We start from the raw sequence: 18,540 nt of genomic DNA on the forward strand, positions 1-18,540 counted from the left end.
CGAGCAACCCGTGGTCGGGCTCCTGGTCGAAGGAATCGGCTTCAACGTCCCAGTCGATCGAGGTCATGGCCCGATGCTCGCACCGGGCACTGACAATGGGCCGCGCCGCCGGTCGACGCGCTGTCAGGCCCCCGTCCCTGGCCGCCCGTTCCCGCGCCGTCCGGTCAGCTTCTTCAGCAGCGGCCAGAGCAACAGGAGCAGCACCACCGCGTACGCCGTCACCGAGAACGGCGTGTTGACGAGACCGCTCGCGCTTCCGTCGCTGATCTGGAGCGCGCGCCGCAACTGCTGTTCGGCGGCCGGGCCGAGGATGGTGCCGATCACGGCCGGCAGCACGGGCAGCCCGTAGCGCCGCATGCCGAACCCGATCAGGCCGATGATCAGCAGGATCACCAGGTCGAACGCCTCGCCGCCGACCGCGTAGGCGCCGACGGCCGCGAAGAAGAGGATCCCCGCGTAGAGGTACGGGCGCGGGATGCGCAGCAGCCGCGTCCAGAGTGGCGCGAGCGGCAGGTTGAGCGCCAGCAGCAGCACCATGCCGACGAAGAGCGAGGCGATCAGGCCCCAGACCAGGTCGGGTTCGCGTTCGAAGAGCAGCGGCCCCGGCTGGATCCCGTACTGCTGGAAGGCGGCCAGCATCACGGCGGCGACGGCTGTCGTGGGCAGGCCGAGCGTCAGCATCGAGACGAGCGTCCCGGCGGCGGACGCCGAAGCGGCCGACTCGGGGCCCGCGACGCCCTCGATGGCGCCCTTGCCGAACTCGTCCTTGTGCTTGGAGAGCCGCTTCTCCATGACGTACGAGAGGAACGTGGGGATCTCGGCGCCGCCGGCCGGGATCGCGCCGAAGGGGAAGCCGATGAGCGGTCCGCGCAGCCAGGACTTCCAGGTGCGTTTGAGGTCGGCCCTGCCGAGCCAGGGGCGGCCGACCGGGATCGCCTCGCCGGACGAGCGGCGCAGATGCGCGGCCACCCAGAGCGCCTCGCCGATCGCGAAGAGTCCGACGGCGATGATCACCACGTCGATGCCGTCGGCGAGTTGGAGCGCGCCGAAGGTCAGCCGCTGCTGTCCGGTCATCTGGTCGAGGCCGACCAGGCCGAGGGTGAGACCGATGAGCAGCGAGGCGAGTCCGCGGATCCGGGAGGAGCCGAGGACGGAGGTGACGGCGATGAATGCCAGCACCATGATCGCGAAGTAGTCGGGGGCGCCGATGTCGACGGCGAGCGAGGCGACGGTCGGAGCGAGGACGACCAGCAGGATCGTGCCGATCATGCCGCCGGCGAAGTGGCCGACAGCGGCGGCGGCCAGGGCCTGGGCGCCCCGTCCGGCCTTCGCCATCGGGTTGCCCTCCATCGCGGCCACTACGGCGGCGCTCTCCCCCGGGGTGTTGAGGAGGATGGAGGTGGTGGAGCCGCCGAACATCGCGCCGTAGTAGATCCCGGCGAACATGATGAAGGCGCCGGTCGGTTCGAGTCCGTAGGTCACCGGCAGCAGCAGCGCGACCGCCATGGCGGGGCCGATGCCCGGCAGGACGCCGATCGCCGTGCCGAGCAGCACACCGATCGCCGCCCAGAGCAGATTGATCGGGGTGAGTGCCGTACCGAAGCCGTCCAGCAGGGAGTTGAGGGAGTCCATGGGTCAGATCACCTCCATCAGCGGGCCGCCGGGGAGCGGGACGCCGAGCAGGTTGTTGAAGATGAAGTAGGTGAGCAGCGCGAGACCGGCGGCGATCAGCGGGTCGCGTTCGAGGTGGCGGCTGCCGAGCGCGTACGCCGAGCCCCAGAAGAGCAGGGCCCCCGAGATGGGGAAGCCGAGCGGATCGATGAGGACCGCGTTGCCGAGGAAGACCCCGGCGAGCAGCAGTACGGTGCGCCAGTCGCCGGGCTCGCTCAGGTCGACGTCCTCGCCGCCCTCCGCCTCGCCGCGACCGCCGCGCAGCACGTCGACGCTGAGGAGTACGGCCACGGCCAGCAGACCGGCGCCGACCACCATGGGCACGGTCTTGGGGCCGACGGGGCCGCGCTGGGTGATGTCGACGTTCATGGTGAGGGCGTCGGTGAGGACGAGGACGCCGAGGGCGAACAGCAGCGCTCCGACGCCGAGTTCGGAGTGTTCGCGCAGCCAGGAGCCGCGCGGCGCGGGCTCCCCCGCCGTGTCGATGGTGTCGGCGCTGCCGTCCGCGCCCGTCCCTGTTCTCACAGTCCCAGCTCCTTCAGTACGGAGTCCACGCGCTTGTCCTCGTCGGCGAGGAAGTCGCCGAACTCCGGTCCGGTCAGGAAGGCGTCGTCCCAGCCGTTCGTCCTGAGCGATGTCCGCCACTGCGGCGAGTCGTGCAACTTCGTGAAGAACGCGATGAGTTTGGCGCGTTCGGCGTCGGAGAGCCCTGGTGGCGCCACCACGCCCCGCCAGTTGGTGAAGTCGGTGTCGATCCCCGCCTCGCGCAGGGTCGGCCCGTCGAGCCCGGCGACCCGCTCGGGTCCGGTCACGGCGAGCAGCCGCAGTTCGCCCGCCTCGATCTGGTCGCGGTACTCGCCGACACCCGAGACCCCGAAGGCGATCTTGCTGCCGAGGATCGAGGCGAGGAGTTCGCCACCGCCGTCGAAGGGCACGTAGTTGACCGTGCGGGGCGCGATGCCCGCCGCCTTGGCGAAGAGCATCAGCGCGAGATGGTCGGGGCCGCCGGCCGAGGACCCACCGCCGACCGGCACCTTGGCGGGGTCGGCGCGCCAGGCCTTGAGCAGATCGTCGAGGGTCCGGTACGGGGAGTCCTTCGCGACGACGACGATGTCCGACTCCTCGCTGATGCGGGCGATCGGCGTCGTATCGGCCAGTGTCTTGGGGGACTTGTTGGTGCGTACGGCGCCGACGACACCGAGCCCCATGGACAGGGCGAGCTTGCCGTTGCCGTGTTCACCGACGACTCGGGTGAGACCGACGGTGCCACCGGCGCCCGGCAGGTTGAACACCTCGATGTTGTGGCTGAGTTCGGCGTTCTCGGCGTCCTTGGCCATGGTGCGCGCGGTGATGTCGTAACCGCCGCCGGGTGTGTTGGGGACCATGAGCCGCAGACCGGGTATCTGCGTACCGGTGTCGGCGCCGCCGCCCGAGGTGAGCAGCGGCGGCCCCACCAGTACGAGAAGCGCCGACCCGAGCAGGGCGAGTGGAGTGCGCAGTCGCAACGGTGCCGCCTTCCGGAGGGAGAGGAAAAGCTGTGAGGTGGGCCACATGTTGCCTGTGCGTTAACAAGCTGTCTCTCTTCCGGAACCAACGGACGTTGTGGTCGTTGTGGTCGCGGCCTAGCGTGACGGCGTGACAAAAGTGCTGGTGGTGGACGACGACTTCATGGTCGCGAAACTGCACAGCCGTTTTGTGTCAGCGATGGACGGCTTCACGGTCGTCGGGGTGGCCCACAACGGTGCCGAAGCCCTGCGCGCCGCCGAGTCGTCCCGGCCCGATCTGGTCCTGCTCGACATCTATCTGCCGGACATGGACGGCATCTCGGTCCTGCGCGAACTGCGCGCCGCCGAGCAGCGGGACGCGACCCGTACGGGCGTCGACGTCCTGTTCATCACGGCGGCGCGCGACGCGGGCGTGGTCCGCTCCGCGCTGCGGGCCGGGGCGCTGCACTACCTGATCAAACCCTTCAACCAGGCGGCGCTCCAGGAGCAGTTGCGCCATGTCGCCTCGCTCCGTACCCGCCTGGCCGGCCTGGGCGAGGCCCGGCAGGAGGACGTGGACCAGATCTTCGGCACCCGGCCGCCGGGCAGCAGGGAACTCCCCAAGGGACTGGCACCCCACACCTCTGACCTGGTCGAACGCACCCTGCGCGCCCACCCGGAGGGCCTGTCGGCCACGGAGTGCGCGGACGCGGGAGCCCTGTCGCGGGTCAGCGCCCGCCGGTATCTGGAGTACTTCACGGACACGGGCCGGGCGGAGGTGACCCTGCGCTACGGAGGCACGGGGCGCCCCGAACGCCGCTATCGCTGGATCAACTGACGTACGGCGCCCGGGTCTTCCGGCTGTCGCGGCCTTCCGGTCGACGAAGCCGCCGGTCAAGGAGGCGCGCACGGGGCGAACCCGGCCACTCGGACTGATCGTCGCGGAGTGCTAGCCTCCGCGACCGGAGCCGTCCGTCGTCTCTCGGCGCAGAGACAAGGAGACGGAGAGACGAGGACCGGGAGAACCGATGAGGCCTGCTCGCGTGTCACTGCTGTGCGCACTCGCCCTGCTCGTACCGCTCACCCCGCTCACGCTGGGCGGGCAAGCGGTGGCGGCCGATCCGGGACCGGCGAGAGACTCCGGCGACGTACGGGACGTACTGACCGTGGCCAACCCCGGCTTCGAACAGGGCACCACGGGCTGGACGTTCAGCGCCGGCAGCGGTGTCTCCACCGACAAGCCGCACGGCGGTACGAAGGTCGCCCACCTCGCCGTCGGGAAGGGCGGCATCGGCGGCAAGGCCACCCAGACCCTCCGGGCGCCCCGCGCCGGCACGTACGACATATCCGCGTGGATCGCCACGGGCGGCGCCGGCGGGACGTACGCCGTACGCGTCAACGGCGCGAGCGCCGGCTCCCTCGCCCTGCCGGCCCGCCCCGGCTACGCCCGTTACACCGTGAGCCGCGTCCGGGTGAGGGCCGGCGACTCCCTGGAGATCGCCTTCACCTCGGGCGGTGGCACCGACGTCTGGGCCGACGCGGACGACGTCATGGTCTCCCCCGCCGCCCCCGTCGATCCGGTCGTCACCTCGTCCGACCCGAAGATCACCGCGATGTTCGACTGGGCGAAGCGCAAGGCCAACAGTTGGACGCAACTCCCGGGCGCGGTCGGCCCGCTCAATGTGGACGAGAACAACCTCCCGGGTACGGGGACCGCCGCGTACGGCCCCTCGTACTGGGCGGGTTACGCCAACCGCAGCGGCTACTACGCGCGCGACATGGCGCACCAGCTCGCCGGCGCCTCGGTGCTCGGCCTGGGCGCGGCCAACAAGTCGATGCTGAGCTCGTTCGCCGCTTCGGCGACCGCCGGCCAGAAGTTCTTCCCCGACTGGTCGTTCAACTTCGACGCCAGGACCCCGCTCTCCATCGACTACCACGGCCCCGACGACTTCGTACGCGAAGTGCCCGCGCCCTTCGAGCTGGTGGAGAAGGCCGCCGAGGCGTACCGCTGGAGCGGCGACCCGGCGTATGTCGACGATCCGGCTCTGTGGGACTTCTACCGTCACGCGACCGGCCAGTTCATCACCCTGCACGACTCCACCAAGCCCAACGGGGTCGCCGAAGGCACCGGCGACGGCATTTTCGCCGGCTCCGCCAGCTACAACGAACAGGGTGACGAGCACCTCGCAGAGGCGGGTGACGCGATCGGCGCGCAGTACCAGGCGTTTCTCGCGATGTCGGAGCTCGCCAGCGGCAAGGGCGACCGTGCCCTGTCCGCCGACTTCGCGAAGAAGGCCAAGGACCTCAAGGCGTACTTCAACTCCACCTGGAGCGGCGACGGTTCGGGCGCCGACATGGTCCGCGCCTACACCACCGACGGGCAGCCGCTGACCGGCTGGGGCAAGGAGAACAGTTGGTTCATGCCGATGGACCGGATCATCGCGCCGGGCGTCCGCAACGACGCGTACCTCGACTTCGTCGACCAGCAGGCGAGCGGCGACGGAAAGCCGGACAACATCGAGGCCCTCACCTATCTCCCCGACACCTTCTTCAACAACAACCGCCCCGACACGGCCTGGAAGTGGATGAATTACATCTACGACCACAAGGACGTCCAGCACGTCAACGCGGCGCAGGGACCCAACGGCGACTACCCGGAGGTGTCCTTCACCCTGCTGAGCCAGACCGTCGGCGGTCTGATGGGCGTCACCCCCGACGCGCCCGACCACGCCCTGACCACCCAGTCCCGGCTGCCCACCGGGATGAGGACGCTGCGCGTCGCCGGGCTGCGGATCGGCGGCAACACCTTCACCCTGAGCCACGAAGGGGCGACCGGCTCGACCCTCGCCAACACGTCGGGTACGGGCAGCTATACGTGGGAGGCGCGCTTCCCCGGTACGTACTCCTCGGTCGTCGTCAACGGTGTGGCGCGGCCCGCGCGGACCGAGGTGGTGGACGGGGTGACCTACACGTACGTGCGTCCGAAGGTCGCTCCCGGCGCGACGGTGAAGGTCGAGGTCCGCTGAGCGGCCGGGGTGACTCGTGGTCCCGCGCGGTCCCGTGTGTTCCCTTAGCTGATCCTTAAGAGAAGCCTAAGGAACGTCATCCCGGGCCGGGGAGAAGGGACTTCGGGGAGCCGAGCGGCTAACTTGCTGACCGGGGCGGGATCCGGTGCGGCGGCACCGTGCACTCGGGAGGTCGTGGTGACACCGCGTACGGCCCCGCCCCGCTCAGCTTCGCGTACGCCCGGTCAGGCGCCGCTCGCCGAGGCGCAGGTGGTCGGGGTGGCGTGCGCCGGGTCGAGGGCGTTGGCCACCTCGTGGAAGGCGACCTTGTCGACCGTCCCGATCGCCACATGGTCGGAGAGGTCGAGCGGGCACAGGTCCTGGACCAGCACGTTGTGCACGTCGGGACCGCTCAGGTACTGCGAGCGGTACGGCGTGACGACCTGGTCGTACCGTGTGGAGATGACCGTGTAGTGCACCCCGGGGACCGTGTCGCCGTCCTTGTTGAGCCGGGTGAGGAAGGGCGATCCGACGAGCTGGTCGGCGAGTCCGGGGGTCCTCTCCGTGAGCAGGTCCTTCGCTTCGGGGTAGTACGTCAACATGCGGGCCAGCCCGGACAGGGTGGTGCCGTGGTTGTCGGCCCCGATGCCGATCATGGCGTTCGTCTTCGCGGCCCCGCCCAGGAACTTCAGGTACCAGTTGGGCATCATGCCGCCCTGCGAGTGACCGACGATGTCGGCCTTCTGGGCGCCGGTCGCCGCGAGCACCTTGTCGACGTACGTGGCGAGTTGCCCGGCGGACGCCTCGATGGGGCCGAGGCCGTAGAAGACCGGTACGCCGGGCAACTGCCCGTAGTCGAGGGAGAAGACGCAGTAGCCCCGGTGCGTGAGATACGGCGCGAGGGCGAGCCAGTTGTCGACAGAGTTCCCGAAGGTGCCGTGGACGAGGACGACAGGCCGGGGATGGGCGGCCGACGGCTTGCAGGAGTAGTCGTTCCAGTTGGACGCGGACACCTTGGCCGGGGCCGGCCGGGCCGGGTGGACGGTGGCGGCGCTCACCGCCGCGGCGGGGGTGACGGTGACCGTGACGGCCAGCAGCAGTCCGGCCAGCGGTCCGAGCGCGCGTTTCCAGGGCAGCATCGGGTGGTCTCCTTGCGGCTCAAGGGAATGGCGATGACTGTCAGCCCATATGGCCCGGACCACATATCTGGCTGTGCTCATGCCAAGTTACGCACGAGTAGGGAGCTGTTGGGAAGTTACGTGCCGGTAAAGATGTGGCCGACCAGGTCACCGTAGGCGTACGCGCGACACCTCGGCCGCCAGGACACCGGGTGTCGCGTCCGTGGACTCATGTCCGTTTTACGGCGTCACCCGGCCGCCTTCAAGGGCGTGGCGCCGAGCGATCCGTTCAAGGGGCCGCGGCCGGGCATCTTTTGGGCTCCTCGCCCCCGTGGCACCGTAATCCGCACCGTGCCGGAGAGAGGCTCTTACTGAATGGGCCATTCCGTTTCTTCATGTCCGGTACATTGCCGATGCGCTACGCGGCAGTCTCCTCCGGATTTCGGCACGTTGGACGTGGGACCTTGGTCCTATTGATGGAGAACGAGCGGCCCTGACAGGCTGTTCCACCATGGACGCAGCGAAACCGGAGATTCTCTACAACCCCCGTGATCCGAAGATGCGCAATGATCCTTATCCGTTCTACGCACGGTTGCGCGAGACGGAACCGGTCCATCGGACGCCATTCGGGTTCTGGGTCGTTTCCGGATATGACGAGGCCGCGCAGCTACTCCGTGACCCGCGGCTCACCAGCGAATTCCACCGGGACGCGAAGTGGGCGGAGCACCGGGGCGGTTGGAACAGCCCCGTGGTGGACGACACCCGAATGTGGATGCTCATGCTGGACGGTGCGTCCCACCGCCGCATCCGCGGTTTGGTCAATCCCGTGTTCACGGCGCGTTCCGTGCAGGAGATGCGTCCCCGGATTTCCAGGATTCTGGAAAAGGTCCTGAACGACATGGGGTCCGGGGAGGGCATCGATCTCATCGACGGCCTCGCGCTGCCCCTGCCGGTGACAGTGATCTGCGGGCTGGTCGGCCTCCCGATGGAGGACCGGGACCAGTGCCGGCGGTGGACCGAGGCCATCGGGCACGTGGTCGACCCCGCCCTGGACGAGGCGACCCAACAGGTCATGAACAGCTCGGTGGTCGAGTTCCACGCCTATATCGCCGAACACCTGGCCAAACGGCGCAGTGATCCCCAGGACGACATCCTGTCCCGGCTGATGCTCGCGGAGGTGGACGGCCAGCGACTCTCCGACGACGAGATCATCGCCAACGTGCTGTTGCTGTTCAACGCCGGTCACGAGACAACGGTCAACCTCATCGGCAACGGCATGCTGGCGCTGCTGCGCCACCCGGACCAGTTGCGTGCCCTGCGGGAGAACCCCGGACTGATCGAGGAGGGTGTCGACGAATTCGTCAGGTACGACGCCCCCGTACAACTCGTCGCGCGTATCACCACCGCGGATGTCGAGGTCGGCGGAGAAATAATTCCGGCCGGATCGAAACTCATGATCCTGCTCGGCGCCGCCAACCGTGATCCACGCCGGTACGCCCATCCGGACACCTTGGACATGACGCGCACCGCTATCAAACCTTTGGCCTTCGGCGGCGGTGCGCACTATTGCATCGGCGCGCTGCTCGGCAAGATCGAGGGCCGGCTCGTCTTCGACGAGTTGCTACGGCGATATCGGAGCATCTCGCTCACCACGGAGGACGTTGTGTGGCGCCCCCACGTGAATTTCCGCGGACTGAGCGAGTTGCGGGTCGATCTCGTTCCCTGACCTCACGCCGAACACCCAGCGCTTCGAAGCCCGCGGGAATGCCATGAAAGGACCCGATCACTTGCGCAGTTCCCTGCTGTCCGGCGACACCCTCACGGAGAGTTTCCTCCACCACACTCAGGCCTCACCCGACGCCGTGGCCGTCTTTCCCGGCAGTGAGGAGCGCGTCTCGGGCGCCCAACTCGCCGAGTCCTCGCTGCGATGCGCGGTCGGACTGATGGAGCACGGGGTCGGCCCCGGCGCCGTCGTCGGCCTCCTCGTCCCCACGGACGCCCGCTTCCTCACCCTGTTCTTCGGGGTGCAGCGCACCGGGGCCGCATGCAGTGTCCTGCCTCTGCCCGCGGGCTTCGGCGACGAGCAGGGCACCGCCCGCCGGCTGGCCCGCGTCCTGCGTATCGCCGGCATCCGCCACCTCGTTCTCGGGGCCTCCTTCGCGAGCCTCGGTGCCCTCCTCACAGAGCAGGTACCTGGCCTCGTACTCATCGACCCCGCGGTCTCCGCCCCCGGCGGCGCGCACCGGCTGCCCGCCGTCGACCCGACCGCCCTGTCGGTCGTTCAGTTCACTTCCGGCAGTACCAGCGCCCCCAAGGGTGTGATGCTCACCCAGAGCGCCATGGCCGCGGGTCTGCGGGCCTGCGTGGTCTCCGGGGAGTTCAGTCCGGACGACGTCTTCATGCAGTGGGTGCCCACCTTCCACGACATGGGCCTGGTCGGACTCTGCTCGCATCTGCTCAACGGCGCCGATGTGCATGTGTTCACGCCGACCGCGTTCCTTCGTCGCCCCGCCCAGATTCTGACGTACTTCGCCGAGCACCGCGGCACGGTGATCACGGGACCCAACTTCTCGTACGACCAGTTCGTGGACGCCACGCCGCCCGAGCTCGTCAAGGAGCTCGACCTGTCCGCCTGGCGGCTCGCCTTCAACGGGGCGGAGCCGGTGAGCGCCAAGACGGCCGAGCGCTTCACCGCCCACCTCGCGCCCGCCGGGCTGCGCGACAGCGTCATGTACCCCGTCTACGGCATGGCCGAGGCCACTCTCGGCATCACGTTCCCCCGGCCGGGCACCCCGGTACGGATCCTGTCCCTCGACCGGAACGAACTGGCGGCCACCGGGCGGGTGGTGCCCGTGGAGCGCGGCGTCCGCGGCGCCAAGGACGCGGTGGCGCTCGGCGGCCCTGTGCACGGCATCGAGATACGCCTGGTCGCCGACGACGGCCGGGAGTGCGGGCCGGGCGAACTGGGAGAGGTGCAGATCACCGGACCGGCCGTGACGTCCGGCTACTACAACAATCCCGAGGCCACCGCGGCCGCCTTCGACGGACCCTGGTTCCGCACCGGCGACATCGGATTCCGGCACGAGGAGGACCTGTTCGTGACCGGCCGCACCAAGGACATGGTGATCGTCCGGGGCCAGAACTACTTCCCCGACGACGTCGAGGCAGTCGCCCGTGAGGTTCCCGGCATCTACCGCAAGCGCTGCGTCGCCTTCTCCGATCTGACGGAGGACGGACGTGAGGTGGTCCGGGTGGTGGTCGAGGCCGACCCGAAGAAGGCCGGGGACGATCTGGAGGCCGAGATCACCGCCAGGGTCGTACAGGAGATGGACTTCACCGACGTCCGTGTGCACCTGGTCAAGCCGCGCTGGATCACCCGTACCACCAGTGGCAAGTGGCAGCGCTCCCGCACCCGCGAACGGCTGGCGGAACTGGCCGACATCACTGCCGCCGACACGCGGCGCGGCGACCGAACCGAACCGGAGGACATCCCGTGACCACCCCGCACAAGTTGAAGACCGCCCGCGACCCTGAGGCGGAGGCCCTGCACAGCTACGACGTCTTCCCCGCGTACCAGAGCGCCTCTTGGGAGATGAACGACATCCCGTGGGACGAGTTCCGCCCCGATCTGGTGCGCCCCGAGTACATCGCCTTCGCGATGGGCGCCGTCATGGGCGAGTCCAACTCGATCGCCGCGCAGCACGGTTTCTTCAACGAGTTCGTCGACGACTACGACTTCTCGGCCTTCGTCTGCCTGTGGGGCTACCAGGAACTCCAGCACCACCTGACGTTCAAGAAGTGGCTGCGGCTGGCCGGCACCGATGTCGGCTACGAGCAGATCAACGCGATGCGTGCGCCGTACCCGCCGGGCATCACCCCGTCGGCGACCCTCGCCACCAACATCATCTCCGAGATCGCCACCAACCACATGTACAAGTGCGTGAGCCGGGCCACCGAGGAGCCCGTCATCGCCACGATCATGAAGCGGGCGAGCGGCGACGAGGCCCGCCACGCACGGGAGTTCATCCACTACACCGCCCGCCGGCTGGTCAGCCACCCCGAGGAGCTCGCCTCGGTCCTGGAGACCTTCTACATCTACATGTCCGATCCCAAGGGCCGTTACAACCACCCGGTGAGCAAGTTCAAGAGCGATCTCCCCGAACTCGACGGCCATGTCACCATCGACGAGGTCTTCCGCCACTTCGGCGAGGTCGACGACGGTACCGAGTGGGACCGCATCCACCGGCAGTTGTTCAACACGCTTGCCGAACTCACCGGCCGCCCCGTGGAGAAGCTCCGTGACATCCGGCGCATCCTCGCCGAACTGCCCCGGGCCGAGGACGGAGCGCGATGACCGAGAAGGCGACCCCTGTCGAGCTGCCCTGGCTCGACGAACCGCGCTTCCAGTGCTTCGGCTGCTCGCCCCGCAACAAGATCGGCCTGGCCCTGGAGATGTTCCGCCTCGCCGACGGCCGGCTCGCCACCGACGTCACCTTCTCCGACGAGTACGCCTCCTACCCGGGAGTCGTCCACGGAGGCATCGTCAGTGTCCTCGTGGACGAGCTGATGGGCGATCTGATCGCCCTCGACCGCGGCATGCTGGCCTTCTCCGTCACCCTGCGCACCAAGTTCCTGCGCCCGATGCGGACCGGCACCCACTACCGGGCCGTCGCCCGGATCATCCGGGAGGGCAAGGGCGTGGTGCACGCGGAGGCCGACGTCATCGGCTCCGACGGGAGCCCGCACGTCATGGCCAACTCCGCCTACCAGCCCATCAGTTCGGTGCAGGCCGAAGACCATATGGGCCTGGTCGGCGCCGACCGCGACCGTCTCGCACACTTCTTCGACCATGCGATTGGATGACCATGTCCCAACAGATCAGCCCGGGGCCCGCCTCCCTCGAGGAGTCCGCTGTCCTGGAGGAGGTCCTGGCCCAGACGGCGAAGGAACTCGGCATCGGCGTCGGTGAGATCGCCGAGGACTCCGTCCTCAAGCAACTGCCTGGCGCGGACTCGGTGCGTCTGCTGCGCGTCGTCGCGCAGATCGAGCGCGTCTATGACGTCGAGTTCGAGGACGAGGCCATCTTCGACGTCGGCACCCCCCGACAGCTCACGGACCTCGTCCTCGCCCAGGCTCGCGCGGAGGCCTGAAGATGACCACCCACGCCCGGGCGGACGACCGCCCCGAGCTGCACGCCGGGCGCGAAGGCGATCTCGCTCTTCCCCCCGAGGATGCGAGGCGGGCCACCAACGAGCATTACGAGCTGCCCCCCGAGGTCTTCAGGGCCTTCCTCGACGAGCGGGTCAAGTACAGCTCCGGCCTCTACCGCACTCCGGACGCCACCCTGGAGGAGGCGCAGACGGCCAAGCTCCACTTCGTCGCCGAACGCCTCGGGCTGCGCGGCGACGAGTGCCTTCTCGACATCGGCTGCGGCTGGGGCAGCCTCACCCTGTTCATGGCCGAGGAGTACGGCTGCGAGGTGACCGGCGTCACCCCCTCCGCTCCGCAGGCCGAGTACATCCGGAAGCGGGCCGTCGAGCTCAAGGTGGCCAACCGGGTCGACATCCGGGTCGGCTCCTACAGCGACCTGGAGATCGACGGACGCTACGACGCGGCCACGATGCTCGGTTCCATCATCCACATGCCGGACCGGGTGGCCGTGCTGCGCAAGGTGTACGGCTCGCTGCGCCGCCAGGGCCGGCTCTACCTCTCCGAGAGCTGCTTCCGCAGCACCGAGGTCTACAAGGAGTTCGCCGCCCGGCCCGGCACGCGGCACGTCACCGAGACCATTTTCGGCTTCGCCGACATGGTGCCCTTCTCCCATCTCATCGAGGCGACCGAGTCGGCCGGCTTCAGCCTGGAGGCGCTCGACGACCTCACCGCCCACTACCACCGCACCATCGAGGAGTGGGAGCGCCGCGCGGAGGCCAACCGCGACCGGATCGAGGCCGCCACGCCCGGCATGGCCGAACCGCTCGTACGGTATCTGCGCACCGCCAACGCCGGCTGGGGCTACACCTCCAAGCACTACGGCCTCACCGCGGCCAAGTCCCGGCTCGGACCCAAGGCGGGGGCATGACCGAGACGCCCGTACTCAACGACCTGCTGCCCGCCCTCGAGATGCACGAACTCGTCGACCAGGCGGTGACCCGCGCCGGAGAGCGGTCCTGGACCATCGCCGAGCTGGACTGGGACTCCCTGCGTCCCGAGCGGCTCAGTGAGACCGATCGCTCCGCGGTGCGGTTCATCACCTTTGTCGAAGACCACATCCCCGGCTATCTCTCCCACTTCCTGGAGGCGTTCCCGGTCGCCGACGCCGAACAGGAGCTGGAGCGCTTCGGGTTCAACCGCGAGTACTTCCGCTTCCTGGTCGCCTGGGCCGGCGACGAGGAGCGACACGCCTCGGCCCTCGGTCGCTACCAGGTCGAGACCGGTATGGCGACCCGTGAGGAACTGCTCATGAGCCTCGCGGAGGAGGGGCGCAAGAAGTTCGTGCTGCCCTACGAGCACCCCGTCCAGTCCTTCGCGTACACCTTGATCCAGGAGAAGGCGACGCAGCTCTTCTACCAGCGCTTCCGCGAGACGGTCAGTGAGCCCTTCCTCAAGGACCTGCTCGGTCGGCTCGCCCGCGACGAGGCCCGCCACTTCGCCTTCTACAGCAATCTCGTCGGCGCCTACGTCGCGCGGGACGGCGCCGCGGCCGTCCCCGGCCTCAAGGACGTGATCGCCACCTTCCGGATGCCGCTCGCGGACACCATGAAGGGGTACTGGCGCTGGTCCCTGAAGGTGGCCGACGCCACCTCCTACGACCACACCGAGTCGTACGACGCGGTGGTGCGCCTGGTACGGGGCTTCGTGGACACCCCCGGCGAGCCGAGCGTCGACGACCTGGGCGACTTCGTCCAAGCCATCCGGCGGGTGCGGTGAGCCCGGTCGGTTCCCCGGTCCTGGTGGTCGGCTGCGACTGGGCCGGACGGCACGCGCCCGAGGAACTGCTCGGGGAGCGCGAACGCGCCCACGCGGAAGGCCTGACCGGGGCCCGGCGCGCCGAGTGGGTCCGCACCAGGCTCACCGCCAAGGCGGCGGTCCACTGGGCCACCGGGGACCGCCGCGTCCAGATCCTGCCCGACCCCGGCGGCGCCCCCCGTGTCTGGGACACGCCCTCCGGGGCGGCCGTCTCACTCGCCCACACCGGCGAGTTCGCCGCCTGCGCGGTCACCCGCGCGGGACCCGCTCACCCGCTCGGTGTGGACGTCGAACCCGTCGACGCCCGCAACGACATCCTGCTGCCGAGGCTGCTGGGGCCGGACGAACCGTCCTGCGCCGTACCGGGAACCCGGCCGGTGCCGCTGCCGTCCGGCTTTCTCGCCACCGTCCTGGCGGCCTGCAAGGAGGCGGCGCTCAAGGCGTATCGGCGGCCTTCTCCGGCGCTGCGTGACTACCGGCTGCGCCGAGGGCCCGACGGCCGGCTCAGGGTGCGGGCCGCCGGTACTCCCCAGGGCGAACTGAGCGTGTGGTGGTCCTGCCGGGCGGGGCGAGTGACCGCCGTCTGCGGCACCGGGCGCCTGCCGCCCGTACGCCGGGTGGTCTCCGCCGAGAGCGTCCTCGCGGCCCTCCGCGGCGACTCCCGACTGCCGGCGGGACGCGCCGAGGCGGCCGACCGCGGCGGGCGAGAAGGCTAGCGGCGGATCACGCCCGAGCTGTCGCCGCGCAGCACCGTCTCCTTGTCCTGATTGAGGATCTCGATGTCGAACTCCACCCTCGTGCCCGAACGGGTCTCGGTCAGGGTCCGCACGGTCACCTCGGCGGTGATGGTGTCGCCCGTCCAGACCGGCCGGAGGAATTCCCAACCCATGCGACGCGCGATGAAGTTCAGCCGGCCGCCGATCATCGTGGCGAGCGAGGCGGTGAGCAGTCCATGCGCCATGGCCCGGCCCTGATCGGGCAGATGGTGCCGCCCGCGGTCCCCCACGAGGTCGGCGAAGGCGGTGATGTCCTCGACGGTGATGAGGCGATGCTCGCGCAGCACCTGGCCGACCGTGAGGTCGAGCGGCGCGGCCCGGTCGCCGGCCGGCCCGCTCATCAGCGCGTCTCCATGGAGTCGGCGGAGGCAGGGGCAGGGGAAGGGGAAGGGGCCGCGGGGGACTTGGTCCGCACCAGACAACTGCTCTTGCCCACGGCGCAGAGCTTGCCTTCCGAGTCCACGACGCGGCAGGTCGCCAGGCCGCGGTTGCGCCCGAGATGCACGACCTCGGCGTCGACCGTGACCAGACCGGACGCCTCGCGCACCGGACGCAGGAAGTCCACGTTCAGGTCGAGGGTGACGATGTCCTTGTCCTCGGGGATCGCGGAGAGGATCGAGCATCCGAGGGCGGAGTCGATGAGCGTCGACAGGATCCCCCCGGCAAGCAGGCCGAGGTGGTTTGTGAAGAAGTTCTTTACCGGCATTGTGAACTGCACCCTGCCTGGGTCGGCTTTGACCACTTCGATACCCAGGACTTGCGCGACGGGCGGTGCGACGACATCACCGGAGACAAGCCCTCGCAGATACGACAGGCCCGTTGCGTCGGACTGGGTCGCGAAAAGCGGCCCTTGGTCCCGCCATTCGATTGTGGCGGTGTGGGTGCTGCGGGCAGGTGCGTCTGACATTTCGCTCCCCCATGTGGGCACCGGGTATGAGGGTGTCAGTCTGACAGTGTCGACGACTGCCCGCAACAGTCTTCAGTTAGTGCGAGTTGACGACTCGTCGACTCCATAGGTCAAAGGTCCTGGTGGTTCTCTCCTTGACAGTTCGAGATTGCTGGCCGTTGGATAAAATATCATCCGGGTGCACTGATCCGCGATTGGATTGATGACGTCGATGACCACTGAAATTCGATCCCTGCCCAGCCGGTTCGCCCGCATTCTCGGGGTGGGTTCGTACCGTCCGGGGCGCGTGGTCGGCAATGAGGAAATATGCCGGCTCATCGATTCCGAATCCGAATGGATAGAGGCGCGGTCGGGAATTGTGACCCGACATTTCGCCGATATCGATGAGACCATTCCTGTCATGGCGGCGAGGGCTGCGGAGAAGGCTCTGAGCGCGGCCGGCCTCACCCCCGCGGACGTCTCCTGCGTGGTCCTGTCCACGATGTCCTATCTGCACCAGGCGCCGCCCGCAGCGGCGGTCTGCGCCGCCGAGCTGGGGGCACGCGGAGCCGCCGCCTTCGACCTCGGCGCGGCCTGCGCCGGGTTCTCCCACGGCTTGGCCGTGGCCGGCAGCCTGGTGGCGGGCCGTCAGGCGGAGCACGTTCTGGTGGTCGGGGCGGAGCGGATGAGCGACATCGTCGACCCCCGGGACCGTTCGACGGCGTTCATCTTCGGCGACGGCGCCGGCGCGGCCGTGGTCGGTCCCGCGGACGAGCCGGGCATCGGGCGTGCGGTGTGGGGGACCGACACGGAACACCTGCGGGCCATCGAGCAGAGCCGGTCCTTCGCGGAGCTGCGACACGACCCCACGGCGCGCTGGCCCTTCCTCGAGATGGCCGGTCCGGAGGTCTTCCGCTGGGCCATCGGTGCGGTTGCCGAGGTGTGCGGCCGGGCTCTGCGGGCGGCCGGAGTGACGATGGACGACATCGGGGCGTTCGTGCCGCACCAGGCCAATGTGCGCATCATCGACGCGGCGGTGAAGGCGATGGGCCTGCCGCCCTCGGTCGAGGTGGCGCGGACGATCCGGGAGGACGGGAACGTGTCGGGCGCCTCGATCCCGCTCGCTCTCGACACCCTGATCGCCACCGGCCGGATCAGGCCCGGGGCGCTCGTGCTCACGGCCGGCTTCGGCTCGGGCCTCAGTTACTCGGCGCAGGTTGTCGCCGCCCCCTGACCCCGGCTGCTCGGGCACACGTACGGATCGGCTCCCCGTCACGGCGGGGAGCCGATCCGTACGTGTGCCGGCGGGTACGGGCTTCAGGTGTCATCCGCGGACCCGTTCCGCGTGGACCCGCCCCGCTCGGGGCCGAGCCCCTCCATCTCGCGGAGCTGGTCGAGAATGGCCTTCGCGAATTCCAGGCCCTTGGCGGAGAGGCCCACCGCACGCATGGCCACCCCCGTGACTCCGGCGCGCTCCAGGGATTGCAGATCCTGCTGCGTCAGGCCGGCGTCGCGCCAGGCCGCGAGTTCTTCAAGCCTTTTGTCCGTGTGGGCGGCCGACTCGTCGTCGAAGAAGTACGAGACAGACACCCCGAAGAATTTGGCGAGGGCCTCCAGGTGATGGAGGCGCGGATTTCCTCGCTCGCCCTTGCGGAGATAGGCAATGTACTGCTTGGAAATGTCACCGCCCTGATCCCTGATGGCGCGAGCGACTTCCTCGTTACTGAACGGGCCGCGACCGCGCGGGTGAACGGTCTCAAACAGGTGGTTCAGCCGCTGGATCAGCGATATGGGCGGTTGCATCCCCATATGTTCCTACTCCTCTCGTCTTGTTGCTGACAACTGGAAGCATGCTTGAGGGGTGGGTGAGGTTACGCCAGTTGACGGGGTCAAAGTGGTGTCGTAGTGTGCGTGAGAGTATTGGTGGGCCTATCGAAGTACCTCACGCAGAGGTTACTGCATGCCGTCTCCTCCCTCAATGTCCGTGCCCGAACTTGTTGTTGAGTGCACGTGGTGACTACGGCCAAGATGGCCGATGGGTAAACCTTCCAGGAATCGCGCAACTTCCGACCGACGCTTATGCCGTTGTGTGCGGGCAATTTCCGTACGCACTTGCTGGGCGCCTGTTTTCTCGTGCCCTTCGTGAGAGGCAAAGAAGTGGAAGAAGCACCGACTGCGAATCTCACCTGCCGGGAGTTAGGCGTACTGCGCCTGCTGACCCGGGGGTTGAGTAATCGGCTCATCGCTCGCAGCCTCGAAATATCCGAGAAGACCGTGAAGAATCATCTCAGTAGCATTTATCCCAAGATCGGTGCTGCTGACCGCACTCAGGCCGCGCTCTACGCCCACCGCATGGGTCTGACCGAGTCCGGCAAGGGGACGTCGCCCGCCTCCCCGCCCATTGCGGCGTCGCCCGCGGACCCCACGCTGACCGCATGCGAGCGCGGTGTACTGCGCCTACTGACCCGGGGGTTGAGTAATCGGCTCATCGCTCGTAGGCTCGATATATCTGAGAAGACCGTGAAGAATCATCTCAGTAGTATTTATTCCAAGATCGGTGCTGCTGACCGCACTCAGGCCGCGCTCTACGCCCACCGTGTGGGTCTCGCCGCCTGAGGGTTCTCAAGGTGGAGC

18 protein-coding genes and 2 pseudogenes are annotated in these 18,540 nt (G+C 68.6%); 13 read left to right on the forward strand and 7 right to left on the reverse strand.

Annotation, left to right across the window (positions count from 1 at the left end):
• Positions 1 to 123: 123 nt before the first annotated feature.
• The 3 genes from QR77_RS06855 to QR77_RS06865 are packed head-to-tail and all read right to left on the reverse strand — an operon-like array spanning position 124 to position 3,176.
• Positions 124 to 1,632 (reverse strand): tripartite tricarboxylate transporter permease, encoded by a 1,509-nt coding sequence (locus QR77_RS06855; protein WP_040020303.1) that lies wholly within the window; start codon positions 1,630 to 1,632, stop codon positions 124 to 126.
• A gap of 3 nt (positions 1,633 to 1,635) precedes the next feature.
• The gene (locus tag QR77_RS06860; protein ID WP_040027423.1) at positions 1,636 to 2,157 is read right to left on the reverse strand and encodes a tripartite tricarboxylate transporter TctB family protein; all 522 of its coding nucleotides are present in this window, start codon (positions 2,155 to 2,157) and stop codon (positions 1,636 to 1,638) included.
• Positions 2,158 to 2,192: 35 nt separating this feature from the next.
• Positions 2,193 to 3,176, reverse strand: a complete 984-nt coding sequence (locus QR77_RS06865; protein ID WP_040027424.1) for a tripartite tricarboxylate transporter substrate binding protein — start codon at positions 3,174 to 3,176, stop codon at positions 2,193 to 2,195.
• A gap of 130 nt (positions 3,177 to 3,306) precedes the next feature.
• On the opposite strand from QR77_RS06865, the gene QR77_RS06870 reads away from it, so the two are divergent.
• Both QR77_RS06870 and QR77_RS06875 read left to right on the forward strand, forming a co-directional pair.
• The gene (locus QR77_RS06870) at positions 3,307 to 3,993 is read left to right on the forward strand and encodes a response regulator (RefSeq protein WP_269084311.1); all 687 of its coding nucleotides are present in this window, start codon (positions 3,307 to 3,309) and stop codon (positions 3,991 to 3,993) included.
• Between the two features lie 190 nt (positions 3,994 to 4,183).
• Positions 4,184 to 6,181: a hypothetical protein gene (locus tag QR77_RS06875; RefSeq protein WP_040020306.1), complete on the forward strand. Its 1,998-nt coding sequence runs from the start codon at positions 4,184 to 4,186 to the stop codon at positions 6,179 to 6,181.
• A 224-nt stretch (positions 6,182 to 6,405) separates the two neighbouring features.
• Here the strand turns inward: QR77_RS06875 and QR77_RS06880 are convergent, their stop codons facing one another.
• Positions 6,406 to 7,299, reverse strand: a complete 894-nt coding sequence (locus tag QR77_RS06880) for an alpha/beta fold hydrolase (RefSeq protein ID WP_040020308.1) — start codon at positions 7,297 to 7,299, stop codon at positions 6,406 to 6,408.
• Between the two features lie 490 nt (positions 7,300 to 7,789).
• On the opposite strand from QR77_RS06880, the gene QR77_RS06885 reads away from it, so the two are divergent.
• The 8 genes from QR77_RS06885 to QR77_RS06920 all read left to right on the forward strand — a co-directional run bounded on the left by QR77_RS06885 (position 7,790) and on the right by QR77_RS06920 (position 14,960).
• Positions 7,790 to 9,004, forward strand: coding sequence for a cytochrome P450 (locus QR77_RS06885; RefSeq protein ID WP_040020309.1), 1,215 nt, complete (start codon positions 7,790 to 7,792; stop codon positions 9,002 to 9,004).
• A gap of 61 nt (positions 9,005 to 9,065) precedes the next feature.
• The gene (locus QR77_RS06890; protein WP_078876514.1) at positions 9,066 to 10,775 is read left to right on the forward strand and encodes an AMP-binding protein; all 1,710 of its coding nucleotides are present in this window, start codon (positions 9,066 to 9,068) and stop codon (positions 10,773 to 10,775) included.
• Complete coding sequence (locus QR77_RS06895) at positions 10,772 to 11,632, forward strand: ferritin-like domain-containing protein (RefSeq protein ID WP_078876515.1); 861 nt, start codon at positions 10,772 to 10,774, stop codon at positions 11,630 to 11,632. The genes QR77_RS06890 and QR77_RS06895 overlap by 4 nt, the downstream gene beginning before the upstream one ends.
• A complete protein-coding gene (locus QR77_RS06900; protein ID WP_040020310.1) occupies positions 11,629 to 12,141 on the forward strand; it encodes a PaaI family thioesterase in 513 nt (170 codons plus the stop codon). The genes QR77_RS06895 and QR77_RS06900 overlap by 4 nt, the downstream gene beginning before the upstream one ends.
• A complete protein-coding gene (locus tag QR77_RS06905; protein ID WP_078876516.1) occupies positions 12,138 to 12,428 on the forward strand; it encodes an acyl carrier protein in 291 nt (96 codons plus the stop codon). Before QR77_RS06900 ends, QR77_RS06905 begins: the two co-directional genes overlap by 4 nt.
• A gap of 2 nt (positions 12,429 to 12,430) precedes the next feature.
• Positions 12,431 to 13,357 (forward strand): class I SAM-dependent methyltransferase, encoded by a 927-nt coding sequence (locus tag QR77_RS06910; RefSeq protein WP_078876517.1) that lies wholly within the window; start codon positions 12,431 to 12,433, stop codon positions 13,355 to 13,357.
• The gene (locus QR77_RS06915) at positions 13,354 to 14,205 is read left to right on the forward strand and encodes an acyl-ACP desaturase (protein ID WP_040020312.1); all 852 of its coding nucleotides are present in this window, start codon (positions 13,354 to 13,356) and stop codon (positions 14,203 to 14,205) included. The genes QR77_RS06910 and QR77_RS06915 overlap by 4 nt, the downstream gene beginning before the upstream one ends.
• Positions 14,202 to 14,960, forward strand: coding sequence for a hypothetical protein (locus QR77_RS06920; RefSeq protein WP_040020313.1), 759 nt, complete (start codon positions 14,202 to 14,204; stop codon positions 14,958 to 14,960). The genes QR77_RS06915 and QR77_RS06920 overlap by 4 nt, the downstream gene beginning before the upstream one ends.
• On the opposite strand, the gene QR77_RS06925 is transcribed toward QR77_RS06920, so the two are convergent.
• Both QR77_RS06925 and QR77_RS49755 read right to left on the reverse strand, forming a co-directional pair.
• Complete coding sequence (locus QR77_RS06925; RefSeq protein WP_052488579.1) at positions 14,957 to 15,361, reverse strand: hypothetical protein; 405 nt, start codon at positions 15,359 to 15,361, stop codon at positions 14,957 to 14,959. The genes QR77_RS06920 and QR77_RS06925 overlap by 4 nt on opposite strands.
• A complete protein-coding gene (locus tag QR77_RS49755; RefSeq protein WP_078876518.1) occupies positions 15,361 to 15,927 on the reverse strand; it encodes a PaaI family thioesterase in 567 nt (188 codons plus the stop codon). The genes QR77_RS06925 and QR77_RS49755 overlap by 1 nt, the downstream gene beginning before the upstream one ends.
• Positions 15,928 to 16,138: 211 nt before the next feature.
• On the opposite strand from QR77_RS49755, the gene QR77_RS06935 reads away from it, so the two are divergent.
• On the forward strand, positions 16,139 to 17,140 hold the full coding sequence (locus tag QR77_RS06935) for a beta-ketoacyl-ACP synthase 3 (protein WP_078877757.1): 1,002 nt from the start codon (positions 16,139 to 16,141) through the stop codon (positions 17,138 to 17,140).
• Positions 17,141 to 17,223: 83 nt separating this feature from the next.
• Here the strand turns inward: QR77_RS06935 and QR77_RS06940 are convergent, their stop codons facing one another.
• The gene (locus QR77_RS06940; RefSeq protein WP_040020315.1) at positions 17,224 to 17,715 is read right to left on the reverse strand and encodes a helix-turn-helix transcriptional regulator; all 492 of its coding nucleotides are present in this window, start codon (positions 17,713 to 17,715) and stop codon (positions 17,224 to 17,226) included.
• Positions 17,716 to 18,087: 372 nt separating this feature from the next.
• Here QR77_RS06940 and QR77_RS48355 point away from each other — a divergent pair.
• A pseudogene (locus tag QR77_RS48355) lies at positions 18,088 to 18,270 on the forward strand (LuxR C-terminal-related transcriptional regulator); the annotation flags it as partial.
• A 60-nt stretch (positions 18,271 to 18,330) separates the two neighbouring features.
• Positions 18,331 to 18,522, forward strand: a pseudogene (locus QR77_RS44915) (LuxR C-terminal-related transcriptional regulator); the annotation flags it as partial.
• Between the last annotated feature and the right edge of the window lie 18 nt (positions 18,523 to 18,540).

The organism is Streptomyces sp. 150FB (genome assembly GCF_000818195.1).
Taxonomy (GTDB): Bacteria; Actinomycetota; Actinomycetes; order Streptomycetales; family Streptomycetaceae; genus Streptomyces.

Excerpts from the sequence above, each read along its gene's own strand:
- QR77_RS49755 (WP_078876518.1), bottom strand. The coding sequence starts at position 15,927 with ATGTCAGACGCACCTGCCCGCAGCACCCACACCGCCACAATCGAATGG.
- QR77_RS06935 (WP_078877757.1), top strand. The coding sequence starts at position 16,139 with ATGACCACTGAAATTCGATCCCTGCCCAGCCGGTTCGCCCGCATTCTC.
- QR77_RS06900 (WP_040020310.1), top strand. The coding sequence starts at position 11,629 with ATGACCGAGAAGGCGACCCCTGTCGAGCTGCCCTGGCTCGACGAACCG.
- QR77_RS06940 (WP_040020315.1), bottom strand. The coding sequence starts at position 17,715 with ATGGGGATGCAACCGCCCATATCGCTGATCCAGCGGCTGAACCACCTG.
- QR77_RS06875 (WP_040020306.1), top strand. The coding sequence starts at position 4,184 with ATGAGGCCTGCTCGCGTGTCACTGCTGTGCGCACTCGCCCTGCTCGTA.
- QR77_RS06885 (WP_040020309.1), top strand. The coding sequence starts at position 7,790 with ATGGACGCAGCGAAACCGGAGATTCTCTACAACCCCCGTGATCCGAAG.
- QR77_RS06880 (WP_040020308.1), bottom strand. The coding sequence starts at position 7,299 with ATGCTGCCCTGGAAACGCGCGCTCGGACCGCTGGCCGGACTGCTGCTG.
- QR77_RS06905 (WP_078876516.1), top strand. The coding sequence starts at position 12,138 with ATGACCATGTCCCAACAGATCAGCCCGGGGCCCGCCTCCCTCGAGGAG.
- QR77_RS06915 (WP_040020312.1), top strand. The coding sequence starts at position 13,354 with ATGACCGAGACGCCCGTACTCAACGACCTGCTGCCCGCCCTCGAGATG.
- QR77_RS06910 (WP_078876517.1), top strand. The coding sequence starts at position 12,431 with ATGACCACCCACGCCCGGGCGGACGACCGCCCCGAGCTGCACGCCGGG.
- QR77_RS06855 (WP_040020303.1), bottom strand. The coding sequence starts at position 1,632 with ATGGACTCCCTCAACTCCCTGCTGGACGGCTTCGGTACGGCACTCACC.
- QR77_RS06925 (WP_052488579.1), bottom strand. The coding sequence starts at position 15,361 with ATGAGCGGGCCGGCCGGCGACCGGGCCGCGCCGCTCGACCTCACGGTC.